24 protein-coding genes and 1 pseudogene are annotated in these 24153 nt (G+C 68.7%); 14 read left to right on the forward strand and 11 right to left on the reverse strand.

What is annotated here, in order from left to right:
• Window positions 1-91: 91 nt before the first annotated feature.
• From GLP40_RS13120 to GLP40_RS13135, 4 genes are read left to right on the forward strand one after another with little or no spacing between them, the layout of a single operon-like run.
• The gene (locus tag GLP40_RS13120) at window positions 92-742 is read left to right on the forward strand and encodes an ABC transporter permease (protein WP_154788125.1); all 651 of its coding nucleotides are present in this window, start codon (window positions 92-94) and stop codon (window positions 740-742) included.
• Window positions 735-1970: an ABC transporter ATP-binding protein gene (locus tag GLP40_RS13125; protein ID WP_328290077.1), complete on the forward strand. Its 1236-nt coding sequence runs from the start codon at window positions 735-737 to the stop codon at window positions 1968-1970. The genes GLP40_RS13120 and GLP40_RS13125 overlap by 8 nt, the downstream gene beginning before the upstream one ends.
• The gene (locus tag GLP40_RS13130) at window positions 1967-2719 is read left to right on the forward strand and encodes an ABC transporter permease (RefSeq protein WP_154788126.1); all 753 of its coding nucleotides are present in this window, start codon (window positions 1967-1969) and stop codon (window positions 2717-2719) included. The genes GLP40_RS13125 and GLP40_RS13130 overlap by 4 nt, the downstream gene beginning before the upstream one ends.
• Window positions 2716-3687, forward strand: a complete 972-nt coding sequence (locus tag GLP40_RS13135) for a glycine betaine ABC transporter substrate-binding protein (RefSeq protein WP_154788127.1) — start codon at window positions 2716-2718, stop codon at window positions 3685-3687. Before GLP40_RS13130 ends, GLP40_RS13135 begins: the two co-directional genes overlap by 4 nt.
• 147 nt (window positions 3688-3834) lie before the next feature.
• On the opposite strand, the pseudogene GLP40_RS13140 reads toward GLP40_RS13135, so the two are convergent.
• Window positions 3835-5301, reverse strand: a pseudogene (locus tag GLP40_RS13140) (RNA polymerase sigma factor); the annotation flags it as partial.
• A gap of 120 nt (window positions 5302-5421) precedes the next feature.
• Window positions 5422-6180: a polyphosphate--glucose phosphotransferase gene (gene ppgK / locus GLP40_RS13145; protein ID WP_154788128.1), complete on the reverse strand. Its 759-nt coding sequence runs from the start codon at window positions 6178-6180 to the stop codon at window positions 5422-5424.
• Between the two features lie 127 nt (window positions 6181-6307).
• Between ppgK and GLP40_RS13150 the strand changes: the two genes are divergently transcribed.
• Window positions 6308-7246, forward strand: coding sequence for an inositol monophosphatase family protein (locus GLP40_RS13150; protein ID WP_154788129.1), 939 nt, complete (start codon window positions 6308-6310; stop codon window positions 7244-7246).
• Window positions 7247-7410: 164 nt separating this feature from the next.
• Here the strand turns inward: GLP40_RS13150 and cei are convergent, their stop codons facing one another.
• Window positions 7411-8088 (reverse strand): envelope integrity protein Cei, encoded by a 678-nt coding sequence (gene cei, locus GLP40_RS13155; RefSeq protein ID WP_328290079.1) that lies wholly within the window; start codon window positions 8086-8088, stop codon window positions 7411-7413.
• A 435-nt stretch (window positions 8089-8523) separates the two neighbouring features.
• Here cei and GLP40_RS13160 point away from each other — a divergent pair, with 435 nt between their 5' ends.
• Window positions 8524-8826: a DUF4193 domain-containing protein gene (locus GLP40_RS13160; RefSeq protein WP_154788130.1), complete on the forward strand. Its 303-nt coding sequence runs from the start codon at window positions 8524-8526 to the stop codon at window positions 8824-8826.
• Window positions 8827-8908: 82 nt separating this feature from the next.
• On the opposite strand, the gene GLP40_RS13165 is transcribed toward GLP40_RS13160, so the two are convergent.
• Window positions 8909-9403, reverse strand: coding sequence for a DUF3093 domain-containing protein (locus GLP40_RS13165; RefSeq protein ID WP_154788264.1), 495 nt, complete (start codon window positions 9401-9403; stop codon window positions 8909-8911).
• 79 nt (window positions 9404-9482) lie between these two features.
• Between GLP40_RS13165 and dut the strand changes: the two genes are divergently transcribed.
• Window positions 9483-9983 (forward strand): dUTP diphosphatase, encoded by a 501-nt coding sequence (gene dut, locus GLP40_RS13170; RefSeq protein ID WP_328290080.1) that lies wholly within the window; start codon window positions 9483-9485, stop codon window positions 9981-9983.
• Window positions 9980-10849 (forward strand): DUF3710 domain-containing protein, encoded by an 870-nt coding sequence (locus GLP40_RS13175; protein ID WP_230329498.1) that lies wholly within the window; start codon window positions 9980-9982, stop codon window positions 10847-10849. Before dut ends, GLP40_RS13175 begins: the two co-directional genes overlap by 4 nt.
• Before the next feature lie 282 nt (window positions 10850-11131).
• Here the strand turns inward: GLP40_RS13175 and GLP40_RS13180 are convergent, their stop codons facing one another.
• A complete protein-coding gene (locus GLP40_RS13180) occupies window positions 11132-11869 on the reverse strand; it encodes an alpha/beta hydrolase (protein WP_328290081.1) in 738 nt (245 codons plus the stop codon).
• Window positions 11870-12034: 165 nt separating this feature from the next.
• Here GLP40_RS13180 and GLP40_RS13185 point away from each other — a divergent pair, with 165 nt between their 5' ends.
• The 3 genes from GLP40_RS13185 (at window position 12035) to GLP40_RS13195 (ending at window position 14150) form a co-directional block, all read left to right on the forward strand.
• Window positions 12035-12427: an OB-fold nucleic acid binding domain-containing protein gene (locus GLP40_RS13185; protein WP_154788131.1), complete on the forward strand. Its 393-nt coding sequence runs from the start codon at window positions 12035-12037 to the stop codon at window positions 12425-12427.
• Window positions 12428-12675: 248 nt separating this feature from the next.
• Complete coding sequence (locus tag GLP40_RS13190; RefSeq protein ID WP_154788268.1) at window positions 12676-13272, forward strand: DUF3159 domain-containing protein; 597 nt, start codon at window positions 12676-12678, stop codon at window positions 13270-13272.
• A gap of 296 nt (window positions 13273-13568) precedes the next feature.
• The gene (locus GLP40_RS13195; protein ID WP_328290108.1) at window positions 13569-14150 is read left to right on the forward strand and encodes a sigma-70 family RNA polymerase sigma factor; all 582 of its coding nucleotides are present in this window, start codon (window positions 13569-13571) and stop codon (window positions 14148-14150) included.
• Window positions 14151-14237: 87 nt separating this feature from the next.
• On the opposite strand, the gene GLP40_RS13200 is transcribed toward GLP40_RS13195, so the two are convergent.
• Window positions 14238-14927, reverse strand: coding sequence for a potassium channel family protein (locus tag GLP40_RS13200; protein WP_154788133.1), 690 nt, complete (start codon window positions 14925-14927; stop codon window positions 14238-14240).
• A 2-nt stretch (window positions 14928-14929) separates the two neighbouring features.
• A complete protein-coding gene (locus tag GLP40_RS13205) occupies window positions 14930-15595 on the reverse strand; it encodes a potassium channel family protein (protein ID WP_328290082.1) in 666 nt (221 codons plus the stop codon).
• A 220-nt stretch (window positions 15596-15815) separates the two neighbouring features.
• Here GLP40_RS13205 and GLP40_RS13210 point away from each other — a divergent pair, with 220 nt between their 5' ends.
• Entirely contained in the window at window positions 15816-17804 is a 1989-nt protein-coding gene (locus GLP40_RS13210) for an APC family permease (protein ID WP_328290083.1), read from the forward strand.
• Window positions 17801-19315: a class I SAM-dependent RNA methyltransferase gene (locus tag GLP40_RS13215; protein ID WP_328290084.1), complete on the forward strand. Its 1515-nt coding sequence runs from the start codon at window positions 17801-17803 to the stop codon at window positions 19313-19315. Before GLP40_RS13210 ends, GLP40_RS13215 begins: the two co-directional genes overlap by 4 nt.
• A 361-nt stretch (window positions 19316-19676) precedes the next feature.
• Here GLP40_RS13215 and GLP40_RS13220 read toward each other — a convergent pair whose 3' ends face one another.
• Window positions 19677-20273 carry a winged helix-turn-helix transcriptional regulator gene (locus GLP40_RS13220; protein ID WP_328290085.1) on the reverse strand — a complete coding sequence of 199 codons (597 nt, stop codon included), beginning with the start codon at window positions 20271-20273 and terminating at the stop codon, window positions 19677-19679.
• A gap of 94 nt (window positions 20274-20367) precedes the next feature.
• On the opposite strand from GLP40_RS13220, the gene GLP40_RS13225 reads away from it, so the two are divergent.
• Window positions 20368-21579, forward strand: coding sequence for a pyridoxal phosphate-dependent aminotransferase (locus tag GLP40_RS13225; RefSeq protein WP_154788136.1), 1212 nt, complete (start codon window positions 20368-20370; stop codon window positions 21577-21579).
• Window positions 21580-21582: 3 nt separating this feature from the next.
• On the opposite strand, the gene GLP40_RS13230 is transcribed toward GLP40_RS13225, so the two are convergent.
• The 3 genes from GLP40_RS13230 to GLP40_RS13240 are packed head-to-tail and all read right to left on the reverse strand — an operon-like array spanning window position 21583 to window position 24118.
• On the reverse strand, window positions 21583-22326 hold the full coding sequence (locus GLP40_RS13230; protein ID WP_154788137.1) for an SDR family oxidoreductase: 744 nt from the start codon (window positions 22324-22326) through the stop codon (window positions 21583-21585).
• The gene (locus GLP40_RS13235; RefSeq protein ID WP_154788138.1) at window positions 22323-23522 is read right to left on the reverse strand and encodes an NADH:flavin oxidoreductase; all 1200 of its coding nucleotides are present in this window, start codon (window positions 23520-23522) and stop codon (window positions 22323-22325) included. Before GLP40_RS13235 ends, GLP40_RS13230 begins: the two co-directional genes overlap by 4 nt.
• On the reverse strand, window positions 23519-24118 hold the full coding sequence (locus GLP40_RS13240; protein WP_230329499.1) for a TetR/AcrR family transcriptional regulator: 600 nt from the start codon (window positions 24116-24118) through the stop codon (window positions 23519-23521). The genes GLP40_RS13235 and GLP40_RS13240 overlap by 4 nt, the downstream gene beginning before the upstream one ends.
• Window positions 24119-24153 lie beyond the last annotated feature (35 nt).

Here is a 24153-nt window from a genome sequence, read left to right on the forward strand (position 1 = left end):
TCAGCGCCCGCGGCCGCAGCCAGTCGAAAAGGCTCGAGGCAGGGTTCGCGTCAATACACTGTGCGATGAACTCCTAGGCAGGAGGGGGCTTTTGGGCACGCTCTGGAATTTCGTCGTCGATCATCGCAGGCAGCTGCTCACCGACTCGTACCTGCATGTATCCGCGGTGGTGCAGTCGATGCTGATCGCGACCGCGTTGGCGGTGTTGATCGGGATCGCGGTGCACCGCAGCCCGTGGGGGTCGGCGCTGGCGACTGCGCTGGCCAGCATCATTCTCACCGTGCCGTCATTCGCGTTGCTGGGCTTGCTGATTCCGGTACTGGGACTGGGCGTGCGGCCGACGGTGGTCGCGCTGGTGCTGTACGCGCTGCTGCCGATCCTGCGCAATACGATCATCGGGCTGGGCGGGGTCGATCCGGCGGTGTCGAACGCGGCCCGCGGGGTCGGAATGAACCCGCTGCGGGTACTGGTCGGCATCGAACTGCCGCTGGCGTGGCCGTCCATCCTCACCGGGATGCGGGTCAGCACCCAGATGATCATGGGGATTCTGGCCATGGCCGCCTACGCGAAAGGGCCCGGACTGGGGAACCTGATCTTCTCCGGGCTGGCCCGGCTGGGCAGCCCGACCGCGGTGCCGCAGGCCCTCACCGGCACGGTGCTGATCATCGTGCTGGCGTTGCTGCTCGACGCCCTGCTGGCCGGCGTCGGCCGGTTCACTACCCCGAGGGGGATTCGTGACTGAAACCGTCACCGCGGCGAACGATGCCGCGCACGCGCCACGTGGCGCGCGGATCGTGCTCGACAAGATAACCAAACGCTATCCGGGGCAACGGGATCCGGCGGTCGACGAATTCTCGATCACCATTCCGGCCGGGGAGATCGTGGTGTTCGTCGGCCCGTCGGGGTGCGGCAAGACCACCATCATGCGCATGATCAACCGGCTCATCGAGCCGAGTTCGGGCACCATCACCATCGACGGGCGTGATATCGGTCGTCAGGATCCGGACCAGCTGCGCAGACAGATCGGGTACTCGATCCAGCAGGCCGGGCTGTTCCCGCATCAGACGGTGGCGCGCAACGTGGCGACGGTGCCCGCGCTACTCGGCTGGAATCGCGCGAAGATCAACGCCCGCGTCGACGAGATGCTCGACCTGGTCGGCCTGGATCCGGGCACCTTCCGCCGCCGCTACCCGCGCCAGCTGTCCGGCGGTCAGCAGCAGCGCGTCGGCGTCGCGCGCGCACTCGCCGCGGACCCGCCCGTCCTGCTGATGGACGAGCCGTTCGGCGCGGTCGACCCGATCACCCGCGGGCTCCTCCAGGACGAACTGCTGCGCCTACAGGCCGAACTGCGCAAGACGATCGTCTTCGTCACCCATGATTTCAACGAAGCCGTCAAACTCGGCGATCGAATCGCTGTGCTGGGCAACGGCTCCCGACTGCTGCAATACGACACCCCGGCCGCCATCCTGGCCGCACCCGCCGACGACACCGTCGCCGGATTCATCGGAGCGGACGCCCGGCTCAAACAGCTCACGCTCACCCGCGTCGGGGACGTCGCACTCGGGCAGTGCCCGACGGCCGCCGAAACCGATGAGATACAACCCCTGCGCAACGCCCTCGCCGAGTGTGACTGGCACTGGGGCCTTGTGCTGGACGCGGAACACCGCCCCCTGCGCTGGGTTTCGGCCGAAGAGCTGGCCCACGCCCCCTCACTGCGCGAGGCCGGACGCCCGGTCGCCGGCACGGTCGCCCTGCGCTCGTCCCTGCAGGAGGCGCTGGAAATGCTGCTCACCGAGAGCACCGCCCACGCCGTGGTCACTGGCGATCACGGCGAATACGCGGGCTTGATCGCGATCGACACCCTCGTCGCCCACCTCGCCACCACCCGCGCCGAGAGCGGCCGAGCCACCACCGAACCCGCCGATGTGGTCGAGGATTCCAGCGCGGCGGAAGCGGGCGAGCGGGCATGAGGGGGCGGAGTACCGAGCGGCGGTCGGAGCTGATTCGGCTGGTGGCGCAGCCGGTGTTGGCAGTCGGGCTGGGGGCGGCGGTGCTGGTGTGGGCATTCGATCGAGATCTGACAGCCACACAGCAGGCGAGTATGAATGCGACGAATATCGTGACCGTCACCCGACAGCATGTGGTGATCACGGCGACGGTGGCGGCCATCGTCGCCGCTATCGCGGTTCCATTGGGGACCTTGCTCACCCGGCCCGGATTCCGCAGGCTGGCACCGCTTTTCGTGGGGCTGGCCAATACCGGTGCGGCCGCGCCGGCGATCGGGCTCATCGTGCTGTATTACCTGGTGACCGAGCGGACGGGGTTCTGGGTCGGGGTGGCGCCGATCGCGTTCTACGGGTTGTTGCCGGTGCTGCGGAACACCATTCTCGGGTATCAGCAGGTTGATCCGACGCTGGTGGATGCTGGACGGGGGCAGGGGATGTCCGAGGCAATGGTGTTGCGGCGCATCGAGTTTCCGCTTGCCGTGCCGTACATTCTCGCGGGTCTGCGGACCTCGCTGGTGCTGGCGGTGGGTACGGCGACGCTGTCGTTCCTGGTCAGCGCGGGTGGACTGGGAATTCTCATCGATACCGGATACAAGTTGCGCGACAACGTGACGCTGTGGGTGGGGGCGATTCTGGCGGTGGCGCTCGCGCTGCTGGTGGATTGGCTGGGAGCGCTCGCCGAACAGTTCCTCGGCCCACGGGGCCTGCGATGAGGAGGCGATGGACGGCGGTGCTGGCCGCGCTCGGGCTGATGCTGGTGGCGGGATGCGGGCTCGAGTCCGGCGGGGCGGTGCCGTTACAGGTCGGAGCGGGCAGCATCCGGCCGGATCCGGGATTGCAGGACGTGGCGATCACGGTGGGGTCCAAGGATTTCACCGAGCAGAACATTCTCGGCTATGTCATCGAATTCGCCCTCACCGCGGCAGGCGCTCGAGTGCGCGATCTCACCAATATCACCGGGTCCAACAGTTTGCGCGATGCCCAGTTGCACGGACAGGTCGACATCGCCTACGACTACACCGGCACCGGCTGGATCAACTATCTGGGCAACGAGAAGCCGATTCCGGACTCGCGGCAGCAGTTCGAAGCGGTACGCGACGCCGACCTGGCCGCGCACGGCATGCTGTGGGCGGACGTCGCCCCGATGAACAACACCTACGCGCTGGTCACCAATGCGGCAAGCGCACAGCGGACCGGGACGAAGACGCTCTCCGACTACGCGCGGGCCGTGAACACCGAACCCGGTACCGGACCCACCTGCCTGGGCACCGAATTCAGTGTCCGCCAGGACGGATTCCCGGGCATGGCCCGCACGTACGGCGTCGACACCGGCAAGGTGCACAAGCAGATCATGCAGGACGCGCTGGTCTACACCTCCACCGCGAACGGCGGTTGCCAGTTCGGTTCGGTCGCCACCACCGACGGCCGCATCAAAGCCCTCGACCTGCGCGTTCTGGACGACGATCTCGGATTCTTCCCGAAATACAATGCGGCACTGGTGATGCGGAAATCCTTCGCCGACGCCCACCCCCAGGTGGCCACGGTGATGGAGCCGATCTCACGGTTGCTGACCAACGAGACGATCACCGAACTCAACCGCAAGGTCGACCTCGAAGGCGCCGAACCCGCTACCGTCGCGCGCGACTGGCTGATTTCCCAGGGGTTCGTCACGGCCCGATGAGCCCGCTGCCCCACCCGCCGTCCCCGCATCGCGAAGAGCTCGACGCATACGGTTCTGCTGTTGCACACCCCTCGGAGATCGTGCGCGGGTCTTGATACGAGATCGGGCCGCTGAGCTGCAGCTCAGCGGCCCGAACTCGGGTGATCGCTAGTCGAGGTAATCGCGCAGGACCTGGCTGCGGCTGGGGTGGCGCAGTTTGCTCATGGTCTTGGACTCGATTTGGCGGATGCGTTCGCGGGTGACGCCGTAGACCTGGCCGATTTCGTCCAGGGTTCGGGGTTGGCCGTCGGTGAGGCCGAAGCGGAGGCGCACGACGCCCGCCTCACGCTCGGATAGTGTCTCGAGGACCGACTGGAGTTGGTCCTGGAGGAGGGTGAAGGAGACCGCGTCGACGGCCACCACGGCTTCGGAGTCTTCGATGAAGTCGCCGAGTTGGGAATCGCCTTCGTCGCCGATGGTCTGGTCCAGGGAGATGGGTTCGCGCGCGTACTGCTGGATTTCCAGCACCTTTTCGGGCGTGATGTCCATTTCCTTGGCGAGCTCTTCGGGGGTGGGCTCGCGGCCCAGGTCCTGGAGGAGTTCGCGCTGGATGCGGCCGAGCTTGTTGATGACCTCGACCATGTGCACGGGGATGCGGATGGTGCGGGCCTGGTCGGCCATGGCGCGGGTGATGGCCTGGCGGATCCACCACGTCGCGTAGGTCGAGAACTTGTAACCCTTGGTGTAGTCGAACTTCTCGACCGCACGGATCAGACCGAGGTTGCCTTCCTGGATCAGGTCCAGGAACGCCATGCCGCGTCCGGTGTAGCGCTTGGCCAGCGAAACCACCAGTCGCAGGTTGGCTTCCAGCAGGTGGTTCTTGGCGCGGTTGCCGTCGCGCATGATCCACTGCAGGTCGCGGCGCGACTGCACGGGCAGCTTCTCGCCCTTCTCGGCGAACTCGCGCAGCTTCTCCGTGGCGTAGAGGCCGGCCTCGATGCGCTTGGCGAGCTCGACCTCCTCCTCGGCATTGAGCAGCGCGACCTTGCCGATCTGCTTGAGGTAGGCGCGGACCGAGTCGGCGGAAGCGGTGAGCTCGGCATCCTTGCGGGCCTGGCGCAGCGCCTCGGATTCCTCTTCGTCCCAGACGAAATCGCCGGACGCCTTGTCCTTCTCCGACGGCTCGTCGGCCTCCTCGGCCTCCTCGCCCTCGGCGGCGGGAGTGGCCGCGGCGGTTTCCTCGTCCTCTTCGACCTCGTCGACGAGTTCCTCGTCCTCGTCGAGGTCGTCCTCGTCGATTTCGAGGTCACCCAGGTCGTCGAGCTCGATCGAGTCGTCGTCGAGGACCTCGTCGACCTCGCCGCCCTCGACGCCGGGCTCCGCGGCCTTCTTCGGCGAGGCCTTCTTCGCCCCCGCCTTCTTGGCGGTGGCCTTGGTGGCCTTCTTCGCCGCGGTCTTCTTGGCCGCGGTCTTCTTCGCCGCGACCTTCTTGGCCGGGGCCTTCTTCGCGGCAGCCTTCTTGACCGGCCGTGCTGCGGTGGTGTCTGCTGAGTCGGCGGCCTCGGCCGATTCGGCGGTCTCTCGGGTATTCGTGGCTACCACGTACGCCCTTTCGTGACGGTCTCGTGCGGCGTCACGCCAGAGTGGTGATCCGGCGGAGCGGTTCTGTCGGGGGGTAAACCGGCTCTCGTGCCGGTGTCGGTTTCCGGCTCACCGCCGGGCATGTGTTCCATTGTAACGATCGAACCAGCTTACTTACGGTGCGATGCCTGCCGACACCGCCATGGCTGCTCCGACGATGCCCGCGGTATTGCGCAGCGCGGCCGGCACCACGGGGGTTCTGTTGGTGAGCAACGGAATCCACTCCTGATAGTCACGGCTGATGCCGCCGCCCGCCACGAACACGTTCGGCCAGAACAGGTTTTCCAGGGTAACCAGCACCTTGCTGACCTCCCACGCCCACTCCGGGTAGCTCATGCCGACCCGGTCCTTGACCGAGGCGGCGGCCCGGTGCTCGGCCTCGCGGCCGTCCACCTCGATATGCCCGAGCTCGCTGTTGGGCACGAGCACGCCGTTGTACAACACGGCCGATCCGATACCGGTGCCGAAGGTGAGCAGCATTACCAAGCCGTCGAGATCCTTTGCCGCGCCGTATCGGTCCTCGGCCATGCCCGCCGCGTCGGCGTCGTTGAGGACGGTCACCTCGCGGCCGCCGAGCGCCACCGAGAACAGGTGCCGGGCGTCGATGCCGATCCAGGTCTTGTCGATATTGGCGGCCGTGCGGACCAGGCCGCGCAGCACCACGCTCGGCATGGTGATGCCGACCGGGCCCGACCAACCCGATTGAGCGACCAGTTTGGCCACCGCCTCGGCGATCGCGTTCGGAGTGGCCGGGTGCGGCGTCGCGATCTTGATGCGCTCGTAGATCAGTTCACCGGTCGCGAGATCGACCTCGGCACCCTTCACACCGCTGCCACCGATGTCGATGCCGAACGCGTGCCCAGGATCGGACATGGACCACTCCTCGTTCTCCAGTGATTGCCGGCGAATCGCAGCTACCGGCCGATGACGGCTCCATGGGCCTGCGGCCCTGTGTCGTGCACGACAAGCCTAATGCGCGGAATGCCGGATCTGTGCTGCGATGGTCCTCGTGCCGGAATCGAATTTCACGTCCACCGTCCCCGCCGCCGCGTTCACCGACACCTCCGACATCGCCGAACTCCGCCGGGTCGCGGTGTTTCTGGCCGAGACCGCCGCCGCGCACGTGCGCGAACGCAGACCACAGGTCTTCGGACCGGGCGCGCACGAGCAGGACGCCGTGCAGTCCAAGAGCACCCCCACCGACCCGGTCACCATCGTCGACACCGAGACCGAGCAGCTGGTCCGCAAGCTGGTCGCCGAACTGCGTCCCGGCGACCGCGTGGTCGGCGAGGAGGACGGCGGCGTTCTGTCCGACGACCCGGACCTGGCGAACTGGGTCGTCGATCCCATCGACGGCACCGTCAACTTCGTCTACGGCATCCCGTCCTACTCGGTGTCGGTGGCCGTAGTGCGCGGCGGCCGTCCGGTCGCGGGCGCGGTCGCCGATGTCGCGCACGCGGTCACGTTCAGTGCCGGGCTGGGTCTGGGCGCGCACCGCGCCGAGTCGAGCGTGGATGGCACCGCCCCGGGCGGTACTCCGATTCTCTTGCGTGCCAACCCGGTCGACACGATGTCCATGGCGCTGGTCGCGACCGGTTTCGCTTATGCGACCGAGCGCCGCAGCCGTCAGGGCGAGCTGGTGGCGCAGGTGCTGCCGCACATCCGTGACATCCGCCGCTTCGGTTCGGCGGCGCTGGACCTGTGCGCGGTGGCCGAGGGTCGTGCCGACGCCTACTACGAGCATGGCCTCAACCTGTGGGACTGGGCCGCGGGCGCGCTCATCGCCACCGAGGCGGGCGCACGTCTGATCCTGCCACCCGGACCCGACTCGCCGGGCGCCGCAGGCGATTTGGTGTCGGCGGCCGCCCCGGGCATCGCTGACGAACTGTTCGGTCTGTTCGATCGTCTGGATGTCACCATCCCTATCCCGGTTCCCTGACAGAGGGCTGGACAGGTCCGGACACCGGACGAGCCATACACAACGAAATCGCCGCGACCTGCCGATCGCGGCGATTCCTTTGTCCGTATTCATCTATTCAGTTGCACCGGTGGGGGTTTCGCGGCGGCTCGCGAATCAGAGCCGCGCTCTCGCGAAAGAGACTTTCAGCACTTGGCGTGCCGTGCGGCCTCCAGCAGCTTCGGGTCGATGGCGGGCGCGGTGCCGGGCGTCGGGTTCTTCAGCGACTTCAGCACCTCCTCGGCGTCCGTGCTGGGGCGGATATCGCGGAACAGCGAGCCCAGCACCATGTCCACGGTGTCGTCCTGGCGCTGATCCTCGATGAGCTCAGCGCACGGCGCCACCAGTTGCACGGACGCGGCCGCGGGCCGGCCCTTCACGCCGAATCGGATCTGCCCGGTGCACTCCAGGTCACCGTTCACATAGACCGCGTCATTGCCGATCTGCACATCCGGCGCGCTGGCGAAACCGAGGTCGCCCAGCTCGGAGGCCACGTGCGCGGCCTGACCGCGCTGGCCGTTGGCATTGAGGACGCGTACCTTCGATTGGGCGAGGGCGGCGGGCTCGACATCCCGCAACCGCGAGGCCGATACCCGCTCACCCAGTGGGGCGGGCTTGGCGGCGGACGTACTCGAGGCGGGGCTGGGGGAGTTGCAGGACATCGCACCCTGGTCACCCTCGCTGGTGGTCAGCGCCTTGAACCACACGCCGACGCAGATCAGAGCGATGACGCCCACCATGGCCGCCCAGGGTTCCCAGCGCCGGCGAATGAAGGGCCGTCCGTTCGGATCGGTCGAGTTACCTTGGGTGATCAGTGAAACCACGCCCACACTCTACGAAAACGTCGGGATTGTCGCGTGAACGGCCACGGCAAGTCGGGCATCGGGTGTGGCGGGCGGGTCTCGAAGGATCCCAGAAAGATCTCAGCGAGTATCCGTATCGGTGACGATTGTCCCTCAGTTTCGACTCGCAGGGGTTTTGATTGCGACTTTTGACCCGGGGTCCGCTATTGTCTGGCGGCCCAGATCGTACAAGCCAGGTGAAACTGGGGTTCGGTTTCGGGAACAACAAGGGCATGTCCTGCGTTGACCGAGCGCGATCCGGTGCGGATGAGCAGTATCCGGCTCGGATCTGTGACCGGTGTACGCGTGACGTACACCACGGGCGGGGCGGCATCCCCACCCGATCCGGCTCCGCGAGGAGCCGGTCAGGCGGGTGCCGGTCCGGGATATACGGAGTAAGGACGAGGGGAAGACGACATGGCAACCGACTATGACGCACCGAGGCGCAGTGAAACCGACGAGGTTTCGGAGGACTCGCTGGAGGAGCTGAAGGCTCGCCGCAACGAAGCCGCGTCCGCCGTCGTGGATATCGACGAATCCGATACCGCGGAGTCGTTCGAGCTTCCCGGCGCGGACCTTTCCGAGGAGGTGCTCTCGGTTCGGGTCATCCCGAAGCAGGCCGACGAGTTCACGTGTTCGAGCTGCTTCCTGGTGCACCACCGCAGCCGACTCGCCAGCGAGTCCGGCGGTCAGATGATCTGCATGGACTGCGCCGCGTAAGGCACGGTCCCGGATTGCATTCCGTCAGCCCGCGCTCGGTCCGCCGAGCGCGGTCCGGGCGGTTTGCGCGGAAATCGAATAATCAGGATGGCTCGGCCGCGTTCTTCAGGCCGAGCGCGGCGATGATCCGTTCCGGATGACGCGTACTGACCAGCCAGTACGGCGTCGGATCGTCCGGATCGTCGAGCACGAGCAACACCATGGGCCCAACCCAGGCCCGATGCTGGACGAAGGCGGCGGGGTCGAGCTGGCGGCCCAGCGCCGCGCTCTTCGCGCTGGTCGGCACCGGCGCGGCACGCTTGACGAAGGTCGCGGGCAGGTGGGCGCGATCGGTCCGCAGTTCCGGGACGCCGCCGGCGTCGAGGGTCACTTCCACGCGATGGCGTGAGAACCACAGCAACAGCCAGACCGGGACCGGGAACAGCAGCACGTATGGCAGCCAGGCCCGCAGTCCCGGTGCGCCCATGTGGATCTCGGCGGCGAGCAGCCCCGTCACGACGAGCGCGGCGGGCCACCACCACAGCGGCACCCAGAGGCGCTCGGTGTAGAGGGGCTCGGTTCGCTGCTGAGGTTCCATGGTCACCTGAGGGGGCTGGTCGGACACGACATCAGACTAGGTCAAGCTCCGGGGACGGGAACGCGTAGGCTCGGCCTACGTGACCGGTATTCCACCTATTCCCCTGCTGCGGCTCGATCCCGGCATCCCCGTACCGACGCGTGCCCATGAGGGCGATGCCGGCGTGGACCTGTGCACCACCGAGGACGTCATCATCGAACCGGGGGAGCGGGTACTCGTGGGCACCGGCATCGCGGTGGCGCTCCCGATCGGTACGGTCGGGTTGATCCATCCGAGGTCGGGCCTGGCGGCGAAGGCGGGGCTGTCCGTTGTCAATACCCCCGGCACGGTGGACGCGGGTTACCGCGGTGAGATCAAGGTGTGCCTGATCAATCACGATCCGCGCACGGCCATCGAGCTCCGGCGGGGTGACCGCATCGCCCAGCTGCTGGTGCAGAAGGTCGAACTGGTGGATTTCGTGGAGGTCGAGGCACTCGACGACACCGCGCGCGGCGCAGGAGGATACGGATCCAGCGGTGGGCACGCCAGCCTGTCCGCGCGGTCCGGCGGGGCGGGTCAGGCGACCGGCAAGGAGGCATGACGATGGTTTTCGGACGCAAGAAGAGCAAGGGCGGCGACACAGACGACGCGTCGCGGTACGAGGACGAGTACATCGAATACGACGAGTACGGGGACTCGGACGAATACGACGAGACCGATTACGCGGCAGACGAATACGACGCGCAGTTCGGTGAACCGGCTGCCCGCGGCCCGGAGACCGGCCCCTTCGACTTCGCGGACGTGGCCGACCGGCTCGAGTCCATCGCCGAGCAACGCCTGGATCTGGGCTCGGTCATCGTGCCGGTGCCGCCGGGCGGGCAATTGCAGGTCGAGATGACCCCCGACGGCGCCCCGCAGGCGGTGCACCTGGCCACGCAGCACGGCCGGATCACGGTGGCGGCCTACGCCGCGCCCAAGTCGGCGGGCCAATGGCGTTCGGTGGCAGCCGATCTGGCCGAGACGCTGCGCAAGGACGGCGCGCAGGTGTCGGTGGTGCAGGGCCCGTGGGGTCGGGAGCTGCACGCCGTCACCCAGGGCGCGGATCTGCGTTTCATCGGCGTGGACGGCTACCGCTGGATGGTGCGCCTGGTCGCGGCCGGCCCGTCCGGCGCTGCCGACGAGAACACCCCGCTGGTGGCCGCCGCCCGCGCGGTCATGAGTGAGACCGTGGTCCGCCGCGGTGACGAGCCGCTGCCGGTGCGCGAACCGCTGCCGGTGGTCCTGCCCCAGGAGCTGGCCGACCAGCTCGCCGCTGCCCATCAGCAGCAGTTGGCCGCCCAGCAGCAGGCCATGCAGGCCCAGATGGCCGCCATGCAGGGCGGGCCGGCCTACCAGCCGGAGCAGGCGCCCGCCGAACCGCGCCGCGGTGCGGAGGGCTCGGCCATGCAGCAGCTCGGCCTGAGCTGACCGGACGGTCCGGACCGAATCCGGCTGTCGGACAAGACAAACGGGGCATCGCCGCAGTGACGGTGCCCCGTTTCGTTATGCGGGCGCGGCCACCGTCGGCGCTGTGCCCGGCGAGCCGCGGCGACCGTCGGCGTGGCCGGTGGTTGTCAGACATCCGAGCCGGGCTACGGCCAGCGGTGCTGGGGCCGCGACAAATCCGAGGTCCCGGAGACCGGCGGGCGGAGCCGGGGGCCGCCCGCCCCCAGCAGCCATGAGGTGCGCTGTGGCGGAAGCGGATTCGGGTCAGGGGGCGGGAATGCGGCGGGGCAGGAGGGCGTTGATGCCGAGGGCGCCGAGGACGGACGGGTCGGCGCCCAATTCGTCGAGCGTGATGGCGTGCAAGGTGGCGTGAGGGAGTGCGGCGGTCCAGCGTTCGGCGACGGCGAAGGGATGGACGGGGTCGTCGATCGCGCCGATGATCTCGACCGGGGCGGTGACGGCGGCCAGCACCTCAGGTTCGGGCCAGCGATAGGCGGCGGCTTCCTCCAGGGCGGCGGGCAGGTCGGGCCACTGGGAGGTCCAGGAGCGGGTGAGGGCATCGGCGAGCCAGGCGGGGCTGGATTCGCGCATGCGGGCGATGACGGCGTCGAGGCCGTCGGCGCGCAGCTGGGCCGCGGTGGCGGCGGCGCTCAGGGCCGCGGGGCAGCCGGTGGTGTCGGCGCCGGTCCAGGCGGGCAGCGCGGCGACCACGCCGTACACCGAGTCCGGGTGGTGGGCGGCCCAGTCGAGGGCCACCGCCGCGCCCAATGAGATGCCCGCGATGAGCACCGCCCCCGAGCGGGCGGCGGCGTCCAGGGCGCTGCGGTAGCTGTCGATCACACCGCGCGGGTCCGGTTCCACCGCCAGGAACGGCAGATCCAGTGCGGCGCAGGCGGATCCGAAGGCGCGGCTGGCGAAATGGGCGTCGGAGCCGGTTCCGGGCAGGGCGACGGCCACCGCCGGACCTGCCGGGGCGACCGCCGGACGTGAGAGATCGGGCACCGGCCGAGCGTAGCGGCGACGGGCACGCGTGGCGGGTGCAGGCCGGTCCATCTACAGTGGCCCTTGTACGGCCACGGGCCGCCGGGTGGCAAACCACCGGGCGTCGTGGAAGGAAACGAACGACGTGAGACCCACGCCGTCGAGCTCTACAGGAGAGCGTGCGAGATGCGATCCGCGGGTGGGAAAGACACCCCGTCAGGCTATTTCCGGCGGCTCGGCCGGCGCCTGACCGAGGACCTGGATCGTTTGGATGCCGAGGAACTCGCCGAGACATCGGAGGCGTCGGGTGCGTGCCGGGCATCGGAGTGCCGGCGCGGTGAAGAGGTCACGATGGTGGGTCGGCTCCGCAGTGTCGAGGCCTGTCCCAAGTCCGGGGGCGCCGAAGTGGAAGCCGAGTTCTTCGACGGCACCGACAGCGTCGCGCTGGTGTTCATCGGTCGGCGTCGCATTCCGGGAATCGAACCCGGGCGTCGTATCCTGGTCCGCGGCCGGGTCGGCGAACGCGACGGCGGCAAGGTCATCTTCAACCCCTACTACGAACTCCGCGGGAATTCCTGACACTTATGCCTAACCCCACCAGCAGCAGCGACGAGGGCCACACCACCGAGGCCTTCGGCGCGCCGGTTCCGTTCGATCCGCCCACGGTCCAGCTCAATGCGGTACCGAGCGCCGACGAGCCGCCACTGCGCCTGGACAATGCGCTGCTGGACGAGGACATGCAGGCCCTTGTCGACGCGGAACGGGCCGCGCTCGACGCCGAGGAGGGCGAGGAGGAGGGTCTGCCCGAGCCCACGCTGCTCGAGCAGATGGGCGGCCTCAGCGGCCTGATCTACTCTTCGCTGCCGGTGCTGGTGTTCGTGCCGGTGAATTCGCTGCGCGGGCTCACCGCGGCCATCTGGGCGTCGCTGGGGGTGGCCGCGGTGATCCTGATATGGCGTTTGGTGCGTCGTGGTCCGATCCAGCCCGCCATCTCGGGCTTCCTGGGCGTGGGCGTGTGCGCGTTCATCGCCTACCGGATGGGGGAGGCCAAGGGCTTCTTCCTGTTCGGCATCTACGCCAGCCTGATCTACGGCGGCGCGTTCCTGCTCTCGCTGGTGGTGCGCTGGCCGCTGGCGGGCGTGATCTGGGGTGCGCTCAACGGGCACGGCACAGAGTGGCGTTCGGACAAGCGCGCGATGCGGCTCTACGACATCGCGACCGCGGTGTGGGCGATGGTGTTCGTGGCCCGCTATCTGGTTCAGAACCATCTCTACGACGCCAACAGCACCGGTCTGCTGGCCATTGCGCGCATCGCCATGGGTTGGCCGCTGACCGCTGTCGCGGCCCTGGTGACATTCTGGGCGGTCCGCAAGGCGGGGCATCTGCCCTCCTCGTCGGCCAAGGCCCCCGAGTCTGCCGTCTAGACACGCGCCCGATCGGCCCCTTATCGCGCGAAACGACCACCGCGCAACACCTTCGGGGCCATGGGGGGACAAAAGGGGGTGACCAACCCACCCCTGGGGTGCCTATTTCGGCGGCCCTCAGGCGAGCACGATCTTTCTCAGAGGCTCTCAGCAGCTCATTCGGAGAAAGGAACGCGGAGTTGGTTACCGACGGCAAGGCAGTGGCAGCGCAGGACCGGGGCGAGGGGCTCGGAACCGCGGTGCAGACGGCAGCCTCGCGCCGGCACCCGGCGGGGCGGGGAGGCAAGACGGGCAGCGTGGCGACTTCGGAGTCCCGGCGCGCCGCAGCGGAATTGGAGAAGCTGATCGGCCCGGCCGCCGCCGGTGACCGGGAGGCGGTCTCGGAGATTCTCAAGATCGTGTACCCGCTGGTGCGGCGCTACTGCGCGGCACGCATGGGCGGGGCTGGTCACCTGCACGTGACCGCGGACGATGTGGCGCAGGAGATCTGCCTGGCGACGGTGCAGGCCATCCCGCGCTATCGGGACCAGGGCAAGTCGTTCCTGGCCTTCGTCTACGGCATCTCGGCGAACAAGGTGGCCGACGCGTTCCGGCGGGCGCAGCTGCATCCGGCCTACCCGGTCGCGGAGTTCCCGGACGCGCCGATGAATGAGGCGGGCCCGGAGGAGCGGGCGCTGGCGATGGAGACCCGTCGGGCGGCGCGCGATCTCATGCAGGTGCTGTCCTCGACCCACCGCGAGGTGCTGGTCATGCGGATCGTGCTGGGGTGGACGGCGGCGCAGACCGCCGAGGCCATCGGCACCAGCCCGGGTGTGGTGCGGGTCATGCAGCACCGCGCGCTGAACCGGCTGCGGGCCGAACTGCGGGCGGCGTCCTGACGGTTCGATGATCACGATGGCGAGTGGGCCGGACGCAGGGGGTGCGCCCGGCCCACTGTCGTGTCCGGATCGGTCGTCGGGTCCCGGTCAGGCGGGGGCGTCGACCGGGCTGTCGAAGCCGTTGACGCCGAGCGCCTTCCGCAGGTCGTCCTCGGCCTCGACGGAGGCGACGAACAGCAGCTCGTCCTCGCCCTCCAGCGGATCGTCGGCCTGCGGGACGATGACGCGGCCGCCGCGCAGGATGGTGACCAGGGCGGCGTCGCGGGGCAGGGTGAGGGTGCGAACGGCCTTGCCCGCCAAGGGGGTATCGGTGGGCAGGGTGATCTCGACCAGGTTGGCCTGACCCTGCCGCAGCGTCATGAGCCGGACCAGGTCGCCGACCGACACCGCTTCCTCGACCAGCGAGGCCAGCAGGCGCGGGGTGGACACGGCGACGTCCACGCCCCATGAGGAGTCGAACAGCCATTCGTTGCGCGGGTCGTTGACGCGGGCCACCACCCGCCCCACGCCGAATTCGGTCTTGGCAAGCAGGCTGAACACCAGGTTCACCTTGTCGTCGCCGGTGGCGGCGATGACCACGTCGTAGGTCTCCAGCCCGGCCTCTTCGAGGGTTTCGAGTTCGCAGGCGTCGGCGTGGGTCCAGACCGCGCTGGGCGCGACGGTGGGGTCGATGTGGTCGAGGCGGCGTTCCAGCAGCATGACCTGGTGGCCGCCGCGCAGCAGTTCCTGGGCGATGGAGCGTCCGACGGCTCCGGCGCCGGCGATGGCTACCTTCATGATCAGTCCTCGCTAGCGGGGGGATTGGCGGCCAGCGCGACGGCCTCGCCGACCGTGCCGGAGGTGGCGGCGACATACACCAGGTCGTCGGCCTGAAGCATGGACTTGCCATTGGGCAGCACGCCCTGCCCGAACCGGATGATGAAGGCGACTCGCGCGCCGATGGCGTCCTCGAGCGCGTGCACCGAACGCCCGTACCAGTTCTCGTGCAGCACGAGTTCGGTGACCGCGACGGTGCCGGTGGGATCGCGCCAGGTGGTGGTGGACTGATCGGCGACCAGGCTGCGCAGGAAGCGGTCGGTGGTCCAGGGCACGGTGGCGATGGTGGGGATGCCCAGGCGCTCGTATACCGCGGCGCGCTTGGCGTCGTAGATGCGCGCCACCACGCGCTCGACGCCGAAGGTCTCGCGCGCGACGCGGGCGGAGATGATGTTGGAGTTGTCGCCGGAGGACACTGCGGCGAAGGCCCCGGCGCGTTCGATTCCGGCGCGGGTCAAGACATCTCGATCGAAGCCGACGCCGGTGATGCACAAGCCCGGGAAGTCGCGGCCCAGGCGAAGGAAGGCGCTCGAGTTCTGATCGATCACCGCGACCTCATGGCCGATGCGGACGAGGGCGCGGGCGAGCGAGGAGCCGACCCGCCCGCAACCCATGATCACGACGTACACCGTACGAACCCCATTCCCGAAAACCGTGGTGTGCGGTCTGGTTGCTTGCTCGGGTCGCAACCGTACCGCTCGAGTTTCACTGCGGGCACTTTCCCCCTCTGAATGGAGTTCAAACCGGAACCGGAAAAACCTCACAGCCCTCGCTCCCACCCTACGACCGTCAGGTGTCCCGGTCGCGCCGCGAACGCGGCCATCCGCGCACTGCCTTATGCTGCGTGGAGTGTCGAAGTTGACGACGGCCGCCAAGCGCATGCTGGTCGGCCGCCCATTCCGCAGCGACTCTCTCGGGCATACGCTGCTGCCCAAGCGGATCGCGCTCCCGGTCTTCGCCTCGGACGCCCTGTCATCGGTGGCATACGCGCCCGAGGAGATCTTTCTGGTGTTGTCGGTCGCCGGTCTCTCGGCCTACGCTTACGCGCCCTGGATCGGGCTGGCGGTCGCGTTGGTGATGGCCGTGGTGGTTGCCAGCTACCGCCAGAACGTGCACGCCTACCCGTCCGGCGGCGGCGATTACGAGGTCGCCACCAAGAATCTCGGCCCCACCGCGGGCTTGACCGTCGGCAGCGCGCTGCTGGTCGACTACGTGCTGACGGTGGCGGTGTCGATCTCGTCGGCGGCCTCCAATATCGGCTCGGCCGTGCCGTTCGTCGCGACGCACAAGGTGCTGTTCGCGGTGAGCGCGATCGTGATCCTCACCGCCGTGAATCTGCGCGGCGTGCGCGAATCCGGCACGGCCTTCGCGATTCCCACCTACGCCTTCATGATCGGCATGTTCGTCATGCTGGTGTGGGGGTTTGCCCGCATCGGGCTGGGCCAGACCGTGCACGCCGAGTCCTATGGGTTCGGGTTGAAGGCCGAGGACGAGCATCTGTTCGGGCTGGCGTTCGTGTTCCTCATCGCGCGCGCCTTCTCCTCCGGCTGTGCGGCGCTGACCGGTGTCGAGGCGATCAGCAATGGCGTGCCCGCCTTCCGCAAACCCAAGTCCCGCAATGCCGCGACCACGCTGCTGCTGCTCGGCTGCATCGCGGTGACGCTGTTCATGGGGATGATCGTGCTCACCCAGAAGGTGGGCATCGTGTACGCGCACAATGCCGACGACCTGATCGGCGCGCCCGCCGGATACGTGCAGAAAACCCTGGTGGCGCAGCTGGCGGGCGCGGTGTTCTCCGGGTTCCCGGCCGGGTTCTACTTCATCACCATCGTCACCGCGCTGATCCTGGTGCTGGCCGCGAACACGGCCTTCAACGGCTTCCCGGTGCTGGGTTCGATTCTGGCGCAGGACCGCTTCCTGCCACGCCAGTTGCACACCCGCGGTGATCGGCTGGCGTTCAGCAACGGCATCCTGTTCCTGGCGAGCGCGGCCGTCGCCTTCGTGGTGCTCTTCGGCGCCGAGGTGACCCGCCTGATCCAGCTCTACATCGTCGGCGTGTTCGTGTCGTTCGTGCTGAGCCAGACCGGCATGCTGCGGCACTGGACGCGGCTGCTGCGCACCGAGACCGATCCGGCGCAGCGGGCGCGGATGAAGCGGTCGCGGGTGATCAACGCGATCGGCCTGACCATGACCGCGACCGTGCTGCTCATCGTGCTGGTCACCAAGTTCCTGGCGGGCGCGTGGATCGCCATCGTCACCATGGCGGCGATCTTCGGGTTGATGAAGCTCATTCGCCGCCATTACGACACGGTGTCGCGGGAGCTGGACGAGAGCGAGTGGGACAGCGTGCTGCCCAGCCGCACCCATTCCATCGTGCTGGTGTCGAGACTGCATCTGCCCACCAAGCGCGCGCTGGCCTATGCCCGCGCCACCCGGCCCGACACTCTCGAGGCCATCACCGTGAACGTCGACGAGCCCGACACCCGGGCGCTGGTGCGGGAGTGGGAGCGCAGCGATATCGCGGTGCCGCTCAAGGTGATCGAATCGCCGTACCGCGAGATCACCAAACCGGTGGTGGACTACGTGAAGCGGGTGCGCAAGGACTCCCCGCGCGACGTGGTGACCGTGTTCATTCCCGAATACGTGGTCGGCCACTGGTGGGAACAGCTGTTGCACAACCAGAGCGCACTGCGCTTGAAGGGCCGCCTGCTGTTCGAGCCCGGCGTCATGGTGACCAGCGTGCCCTGGCAGCTGTCCTCCTCAGCCGGCAAGGCTCGCCCGGGCCGCGTGGTCAATGCCCCCGGTTCGGTGCGGCGCGGCTTCGGGGACAACGCGTGAGCGCCGGTTCCGATTGGTACGGCGAGGTCTTCGAGGTTCGCCTCGGCCCGCCCGGCCACGGTGGCTTCTGTGTGGCCCGCCATGAGGGCCGCGTCCTGTTCGTCCGGCACGGTCTGCCCGGCGAACTGGTCCGCGCCCTCGTCACCGAGGACCGCGGCGGCTCCTTCTGCCGCGCCGACGCCATCGAGATTCTCACTCCCTCGCCCGACCGCATCCCGGCCACTTGCCCGGTCTCCGGTCCCGGCGGCGCGGGCTGCTGCGATTTCACCTTCGCGACCCCCGACGCCCAGCGCGCGCTCAAACACCAGGTCGTCGCCGACCAGCTCCGCCGGCTCGCCGGCTGGGAGCCGGACTTCACCGTCGAGGTGATCCCCGCACCCCCGGGCCTGCCGAGTGGCGTGGTGGCGCATCGGGTCTCACCCGCCGGCCTGACCGCGCATGCGGACGGCGCCGGGCGGCTCGGCCGCGTCGCTCCGGGTCGGATCGGCGCAGTGGCGACCCCTTTCGCGCGCGGCCTGATCACCCGCCCCGACGCGAGCGACGGATCGGGCGTCGCCGGACCGAGCGGCAGCGCCGTGCCGCGCGAGGGTGTGCCGTCGTCGGCGGCGTACACGGCCGGGTGGCGTAGCCGGGTGCGGTTGGTGGTGGACGCGCACGGACGGGCCGGGGTGCACCGGTATCGGAGCACCGAGGTGATCGCGGATCTGCGGTGCCCGCAGCCGATGGCCGGGGCCATGGCGGGAATCGCCGAGCGGCGGTGGACGCCCGGGGCGGATCTTGTGGTGGCCGTGGATGGGGACGGCATGCGGCATGTCGTCGAGCTGGCTCCGGCCGAAGCGGAACACGTTGACCGGGGCGGACGGCGCGAGCGGGGTGATCGGCGCAGTACCGCCGCGCGGCGCTCGGCGGCGCACAGTGCGCGGACCGAGCGCGTGGTGGATGGCACGGGGCGGGCGGTGCAGTATGTGGGGGAGCGGCGCTGGGAACTGTCGGCGACCGGCTTCTGGCAGCCGCATTACGGTGCGGCGCAGTGCTATTCGGATGTGGTTGGGGAGTGGGCGGATGCCGCGCCCGGGTCGCTGGTGTGGGATCTGTACTGCGGTGTGGGTGTGTTCGCGGCGCGGCTGGCGGAGCGGGTCGGGCGGACCGGGGCGGTGCACGGCGTGGAGTCGGCGCGCGGTGCGGTCATCGAAGGGCGTGCCGCACTGCGGGATATGCCGTGGGTGGAGCTGAGTGCCGAGCGGGTCGAGCGGTGGATTCACCAGCAGCCGAGTGCCGTACCGGATGTCGTCGTCCTCGATCCGCCGCGAGCCGGCGCGGGCAAGGACGTGATCAACGCGCTGAGTGAGCGCTCTCCGCGCCGTATCATCCACATCGGTTGCGACCCCGCCGCTTTCGCGCGAGATATCGGCCTCTACGGTGCTGCCGGCTACGAGCCCGCGGGCCTGCGCGTCTTCGACGCGTTCCCGGGCACCCACCACGTCGAGTGCATCGCGGTGCTGGAACGTTGACGGAAGTTTCGAGATCAGGGAACGCTCACCGCGGAGTGTGACCGGTGAGCGCTCCCCGATCTATTGTGCCGCTGGGGCGGTTGACCTCCGTGGGATGGGTTGGGGCGGTGGGGGTTTGCGGGCGCACCGAGATGTCGCCCGTGGCTATGTTGTCCGATCCGACGCCGGCGTCGGTCGTCGAGCTGCCCGATGGGGCCTCGGTTCCGCTGTCAGGGGACCCGGACGCTGGTGAACGGTTCGCTCTCGCGGAGCTCCACCGGCACTCGGGTCCGGCCGGGGCGGCTATGTCGGCGGCGAACGCGACCCTCGGTGGGCGTCGGCCCGGAGAGGGTCCGGCCGCCACCCCGCTCCGGGAGGCGGTTCAGGCGACCGGTTGCCCGGTTCCGGCCGCCTCGAGGGCTGTGGCGAGTGAGGTTGTCCCCGTGGCGATCTCGCGCGCCGTGGCGAGGTCGAGGCGGATGTCGAGGTCCGGTGCGGCGGCCGGGCCGTCGTGGTGGGTGAGCCCGGTTTCGGTGATCACATAGTGGAGGGCGGTGTCGCCGATGCGGACGGTCACGGTGCCGGTGGACACGAGTTCGGCGACGGCGTGGCCCAACGGCAGGGCAAACCAGTGCGCCCGCACGGCGTCGGTGGCGCGCTGTTCGCCGAGCTGTCCCGCGCCCCAGACCGACAGCGAGTCCAGCACCGGCCGCAGCGCGGCGCCGGAGTCGGTGAGCTCGTAGACGGCGGTGCCCGCGCGCGGCCCGACGCGGCGCTTGGTGAGAATCCCGTCACGCTCGAGGTCCTTGAGCCGGGCGGCCAGCACGTCGGTGCTGATGCCGGGCAGGTCGGCGAACAGGTCGCTGTATCGGCGCGGGCCCGAACACAATTCGCGGACCACCAGCAGGTTCCACCGGTCGCCGACGATATCGAGGGCGCGGCTCACAGTGCAGTAGTGGTCGTAGCTTCGGCGTGGCACGATCCCACTGTAACCAATAACTTGGAAATACCAAGTGCAAACTTGGAAATTCCAAGTAGAGTGTGCGGCAACCACACCGAGAAGGGGTCGTTTCATGCAGGTGAAGCAGTCGAGCAAGCTGGCGGGCGTGTCCTATGAGATCCGCGGACCGGTCGCCGAGCATGCCGCACGGCTGGAGGCCGAGGGGCATCATGTCGTGAAGCTCAACACCGGCAACCCGCTCCCGTTCGGCTTCGAAGCGCCTGCGGAACTGCTCCAGGACATGGTGCGCAACCTGCCGCAGTCGAGCGGCTACTCCACCTCCAAGGGCCTGCTCTCGGCGCGGCGCGCGGTGGTGCAGTACTACCAGACGCTCGGGCTGTCCGAGATCGACGTCGAGCAGGTCTTCCTGGGCAACGGCGTCTCCGAGCTCATCATGATGGCCATGACCGCGCTGCTGGAGAACGGCGACGAAGTCCTCGTTCCCGCACCGGATTTCCCGCTCTGGACCGCCGCCACCGCCCTCAACGGCGGTCGGCCCGTGCACTACATCTGTGATGAGGCCTCGGACTGGATGCCGGATCTGGCCGATATCGAGTCCAAGATCACCGACCGCACCCGGGCCCTGGTGATCATCAACCCGAACAACCCCACGGGCGCGGTGTATTCACCCGAGGTGGTGCGCCAGATGCTCGAGATCGCCCGCCGCCACAACCTGGTGGTGTTCTCCGACGAGATCTACGACAAGATCCTCTACGACGGCCTGACCCACACCGCGACCGCGTCCCTGGCCCCGGATCTGCTGTGCCTCACCTTCTCCGGGCTCTCCAAGTCCTACCGGGCCGCGGGATTCCGCGGTGGCTGGATGGTGGTGTCGGGCCCGATCGAGCACGCCGAGAACTATCTGGAGGGCCTGACCATGCTGGCGGGTCTGCGGTTGTGCGCGAATGTCCCCGCGCAGCAGGCGATTCAGGCCGCGCTCGGCGGGCGTCAGAGCATCTACGACCTCACCCTGCCCGGCGGCCGCCTGCGCGAGCAGCGCGACCGGGCGTGGGAGGCGCTCAATGCCATCCCGGGCGTCTCGTGCGTGAAGCCCAAGGGCGCGCTGTACGCCTTCCCGCGCATCGACCTCGACATGTACCGGATCCACGACGACGAGCGGTTGGTGCTGGATCTGCTGCTGCGCGAGAAGATCCACATCGTGCAGGGCACCGGCTTCAATTGGCCGCGCCCCGACCACTTCCGGATCGTGACGCTGCCGCACGCCGATGAGCTCGAGGCGATCATCGAGCGCATCGGACGCTTTCTGGCGACCTACCGGCAGTAGGGGTCAGCCGGCACGACCCGCGGTCATGCCGCCGTCGACGACGTACTCGCCGCCATTGCAGTAACTGGATTCGTGGCTGGCGAGGAACACGACGAGCGGCGTCACCTCCTCGGGCAGCCCGAGTCGGGTCAGCGTGTTCTCACCGCGGTCCAGGGTAATGCCCGCCGGCGCACCCAGCATCGGGGTCAGAATGCCGCCCGGGTGCACGGAATTCACCCGCACCCCGTGCGGGGCGAGCTCGAGCGCCGCGGACTTGGTGAGCCCGCGCAACCCGAATTTCGAGGCGGTGTAGGCGTGTGCGCCCGCCACACCCTGGATCCCGGCGGCGGAGGAGATGTTCACCACCGCCGCCGGCCGGGCCGCCACCAGGGCGTCGCGGGCCGCGGTCAGGCCCAGGAACGGGCCGGTGAGATTGACGGAAAGCGTGCGCTGCCACTGCTCTTCGGTGTAGGTGCCCAGCGGGCCGCCGTCCAGGATGCCCGCGTTGTTGACCAGCACGTCGAGCTTGCCGAAGCGCTCGACGGCGGTGTCCACGGCCGCCCGCCAGTCCTCGGCGCGGGTGACGTCGAGGTGGATGAACGCCGCGGCGTCACCGAGCTCGGCCGCCAGTTTCGCGCCCGCCTCGTCGGAGATGTCGCCGATGAGCACCGAGGCGCCCTCGGCTACGAACGCGCGGGCGTGCGAGGCCCCCATTCCCGAAGCGCCGCCGCTGATCAGCGCCACGCGCCCGTCGAGTCGTCCACTCATGCTCGCTGCCTTCCGTCCAGGTCGATAATGGTCCGCTCCGGCCGGTACACGCAGCGGGTGGTGGTGTAGATGGTGGGCATGCACTTGTTGCAGTGCACGCACGCCGAGCGGGTGGCCGCGTCGGATTGGATGCGGCGCAACAGGTTCGGCTCGCGCAACAGCGCCCGGCCCATGGCCACGAAGTCGAAGCCCTCGGTCAGGGCCAGGTTCATGGTGTCCAGATTGGTGATGCCGCCCAGCAGGATCAGCGGCATGGACAGTTCGCGGCGGAACTGGCGGGCCTGCTCCAGCAGGTAGGCCTCCTGATACGGGTACTCCTTCAGGAAGGCGCGTCCGACCAGGCGGAAACCCAGCCGGGCCGGACCGGGCAGCACTTTCGCGAATTCGCGGCGCGGCGCGTCGCCGTGGAAGAGCAGCATGGGGTTGAGCAGTGAGCTGCCCGCGGTCAATTCGAGGGCGTCGAGTGCGCCGTCGGCCTCCAGCCAGGCGGCCACCTGCAGGCTCTCCGGCACGGTGAGGCCGCCGCGGCGGCCGTCCTCCATGTTCAGTTTGGCGGTCACCGCGAGCCGGTCGCCCACGGCATCCCGTACGGCGCAGGCGATTTCGCGGGCCAGCCGGGCGCGATTGGTGAGCGTGCCGCCCCATTTGTCGCGGCGGTGGTTGAGCAGCGGGCTCAGGAACGAGCTCACCAGATAGTTGTGGCCGAAATGGATTTCGACCGCATCGAATCCGGCTTGCTCGGCCAGCAGCGCCGCGTTCGCATGGGCCGCGATGAGTTCCCGGATCTCGGCCTCGCCGGGCACCTTCATGGCTTTCATGCTCAGCGGACTGAACATGCGGCTCGGCGAGAGCGCGGGCGCCCGATTGGAGGCGGCATTGGCCACCGGCCCGGCATGCCCGATCTGAGCGCTGGCGGCCGCGCCCTCGGCGTGCACGGCGTCGGTCAATTCGCGCAGTCCCGCAACGGCTTCCGGCCGCATCCAGATCTGGTGCCGGTCGGTGCGCCCGCCCGGGGCGACCGCGCAGTAGGCAACGGTGGTCATGCCCACCCCGCCCGCGGCGACCTCGCGGTGGAAGTCGATGAGTTGGGGGGTGACCAGCGCGTCGGGGGTGCGTCCCTCGAAGGTAGCGGCCTTGATCACCCGGTTGCGCAGGGTGATCGGGCCGAGCTTCGCCGGTGCGAAGATCTCGTTCATGATTGTTCTCCCGGTGCGGTGAGTCCGGCCACCACGAAGTTCCGCAGGGCCGCGTACGCCGGTTCGGGCATCCCGTGATCGTCGATCTCGGGACTGCCGAATCGCATGATGATCAGGTCGAAGGCCAGCATCCAGCGCCGCCGCGCCACATTGGCCGGCAGTTCGGGCAGCAGTCCGGTCCACGAATCCATTCGGAACCACGGCCCCTGCCATGAGGTCAGATGCCGGCCCAGCACGAACCGCGCCAGCAACCGAAGATGCAATCGCCCCAAGGGATCCGCGGCCAGCTTCTGGAACGGGGCGAGGATGGTGTCCACCACCGCGGGCGCCGAATCCCGCCCGCCCGTGGCCTGGGCCAGCCCCTCCGCCCACAGCGGCCCGAGCCGGGCCTCGAGGAGCGCGCCGACCAGCGCCTCCTTGGACCCGAAGTGGTAATGCACCGCCGCGGGGTTGGCCCCCGCGGCCGCGCAGACCGCCCGAACCGACACCTCGTCATAGGGTTCGGTCAGCAACAGTTGCTCGGCCGCGGCCAGGAGCCGTTCGCGAGTCCCCGCGGACGCCTTTTCGACCATGCCCAGTAGTGAAACACGTTTCAAACATTAATTCAATCATTGATTGAAAGTGACCGTGG

The organism is Nocardia aurantiaca (assembly GCF_009708175.1).
Lineage (GTDB): Bacteria > Actinomycetota > Actinomycetes > Mycobacteriales > Mycobacteriaceae > Nocardia > Nocardia aurantiaca.

What these genes read in the sequence shown, in the direction of transcription:
- GLP40_RS13130 (WP_154788126.1), top strand. Translation starts at nt 1,967, where the DNA reads ATGAGGGGGCGGAGTACCGAGCGGCGGTCGGAGCTGATTCGGCTGGTG.
- GLP40_RS13135 (WP_154788127.1), top strand. Translation starts at nt 2,716, where the DNA reads ATGAGGAGGCGATGGACGGCGGTGCTGGCCGCGCTCGGGCTGATGCTG.
- ppgK (WP_154788128.1), bottom strand. Translation starts at nt 6,180, where the DNA reads ATGTCCGATCCTGGGCACGCGTTCGGCATCGACATCGGTGGCAGCGGT.
- GLP40_RS13150 (WP_154788129.1), top strand. Translation starts at nt 6,308, where the DNA reads ATGGTCCTCGTGCCGGAATCGAATTTCACGTCCACCGTCCCCGCCGCC.
- GLP40_RS13160 (WP_154788130.1), top strand. Translation starts at nt 8,524, where the DNA reads ATGGCAACCGACTATGACGCACCGAGGCGCAGTGAAACCGACGAGGTT.
- GLP40_RS13165 (WP_154788264.1), bottom strand. Translation starts at nt 9,403, where the DNA reads ATGGAACCTCAGCAGCGAACCGAGCCCCTCTACACCGAGCGCCTCTGG.
- GLP40_RS13175 (WP_230329498.1), top strand. Translation starts at nt 9,980, where the DNA reads ATGACGATGGTTTTCGGACGCAAGAAGAGCAAGGGCGGCGACACAGAC.
- GLP40_RS13185 (WP_154788131.1), top strand. Translation starts at nt 12,035, where the DNA reads ATGCGATCCGCGGGTGGGAAAGACACCCCGTCAGGCTATTTCCGGCGG.
- GLP40_RS13190 (WP_154788268.1), top strand. Translation starts at nt 12,676, where the DNA reads ATGGGCGGCCTCAGCGGCCTGATCTACTCTTCGCTGCCGGTGCTGGTG.
- GLP40_RS13200 (WP_154788133.1), bottom strand. Translation starts at nt 14,927, where the DNA reads ATGAAGGTAGCCATCGCCGGCGCCGGAGCCGTCGGACGCTCCATCGCC.
- GLP40_RS13225 (WP_154788136.1), top strand. Translation starts at nt 20,368, where the DNA reads ATGCAGGTGAAGCAGTCGAGCAAGCTGGCGGGCGTGTCCTATGAGATC.
- GLP40_RS13230 (WP_154788137.1), bottom strand. Translation starts at nt 22,326, where the DNA reads ATGAGTGGACGACTCGACGGGCGCGTGGCGCTGATCAGCGGCGGCGCT.
- GLP40_RS13235 (WP_154788138.1), bottom strand. Translation starts at nt 23,522, where the DNA reads ATGAACGAGATCTTCGCACCGGCGAAGCTCGGCCCGATCACCCTGCGC.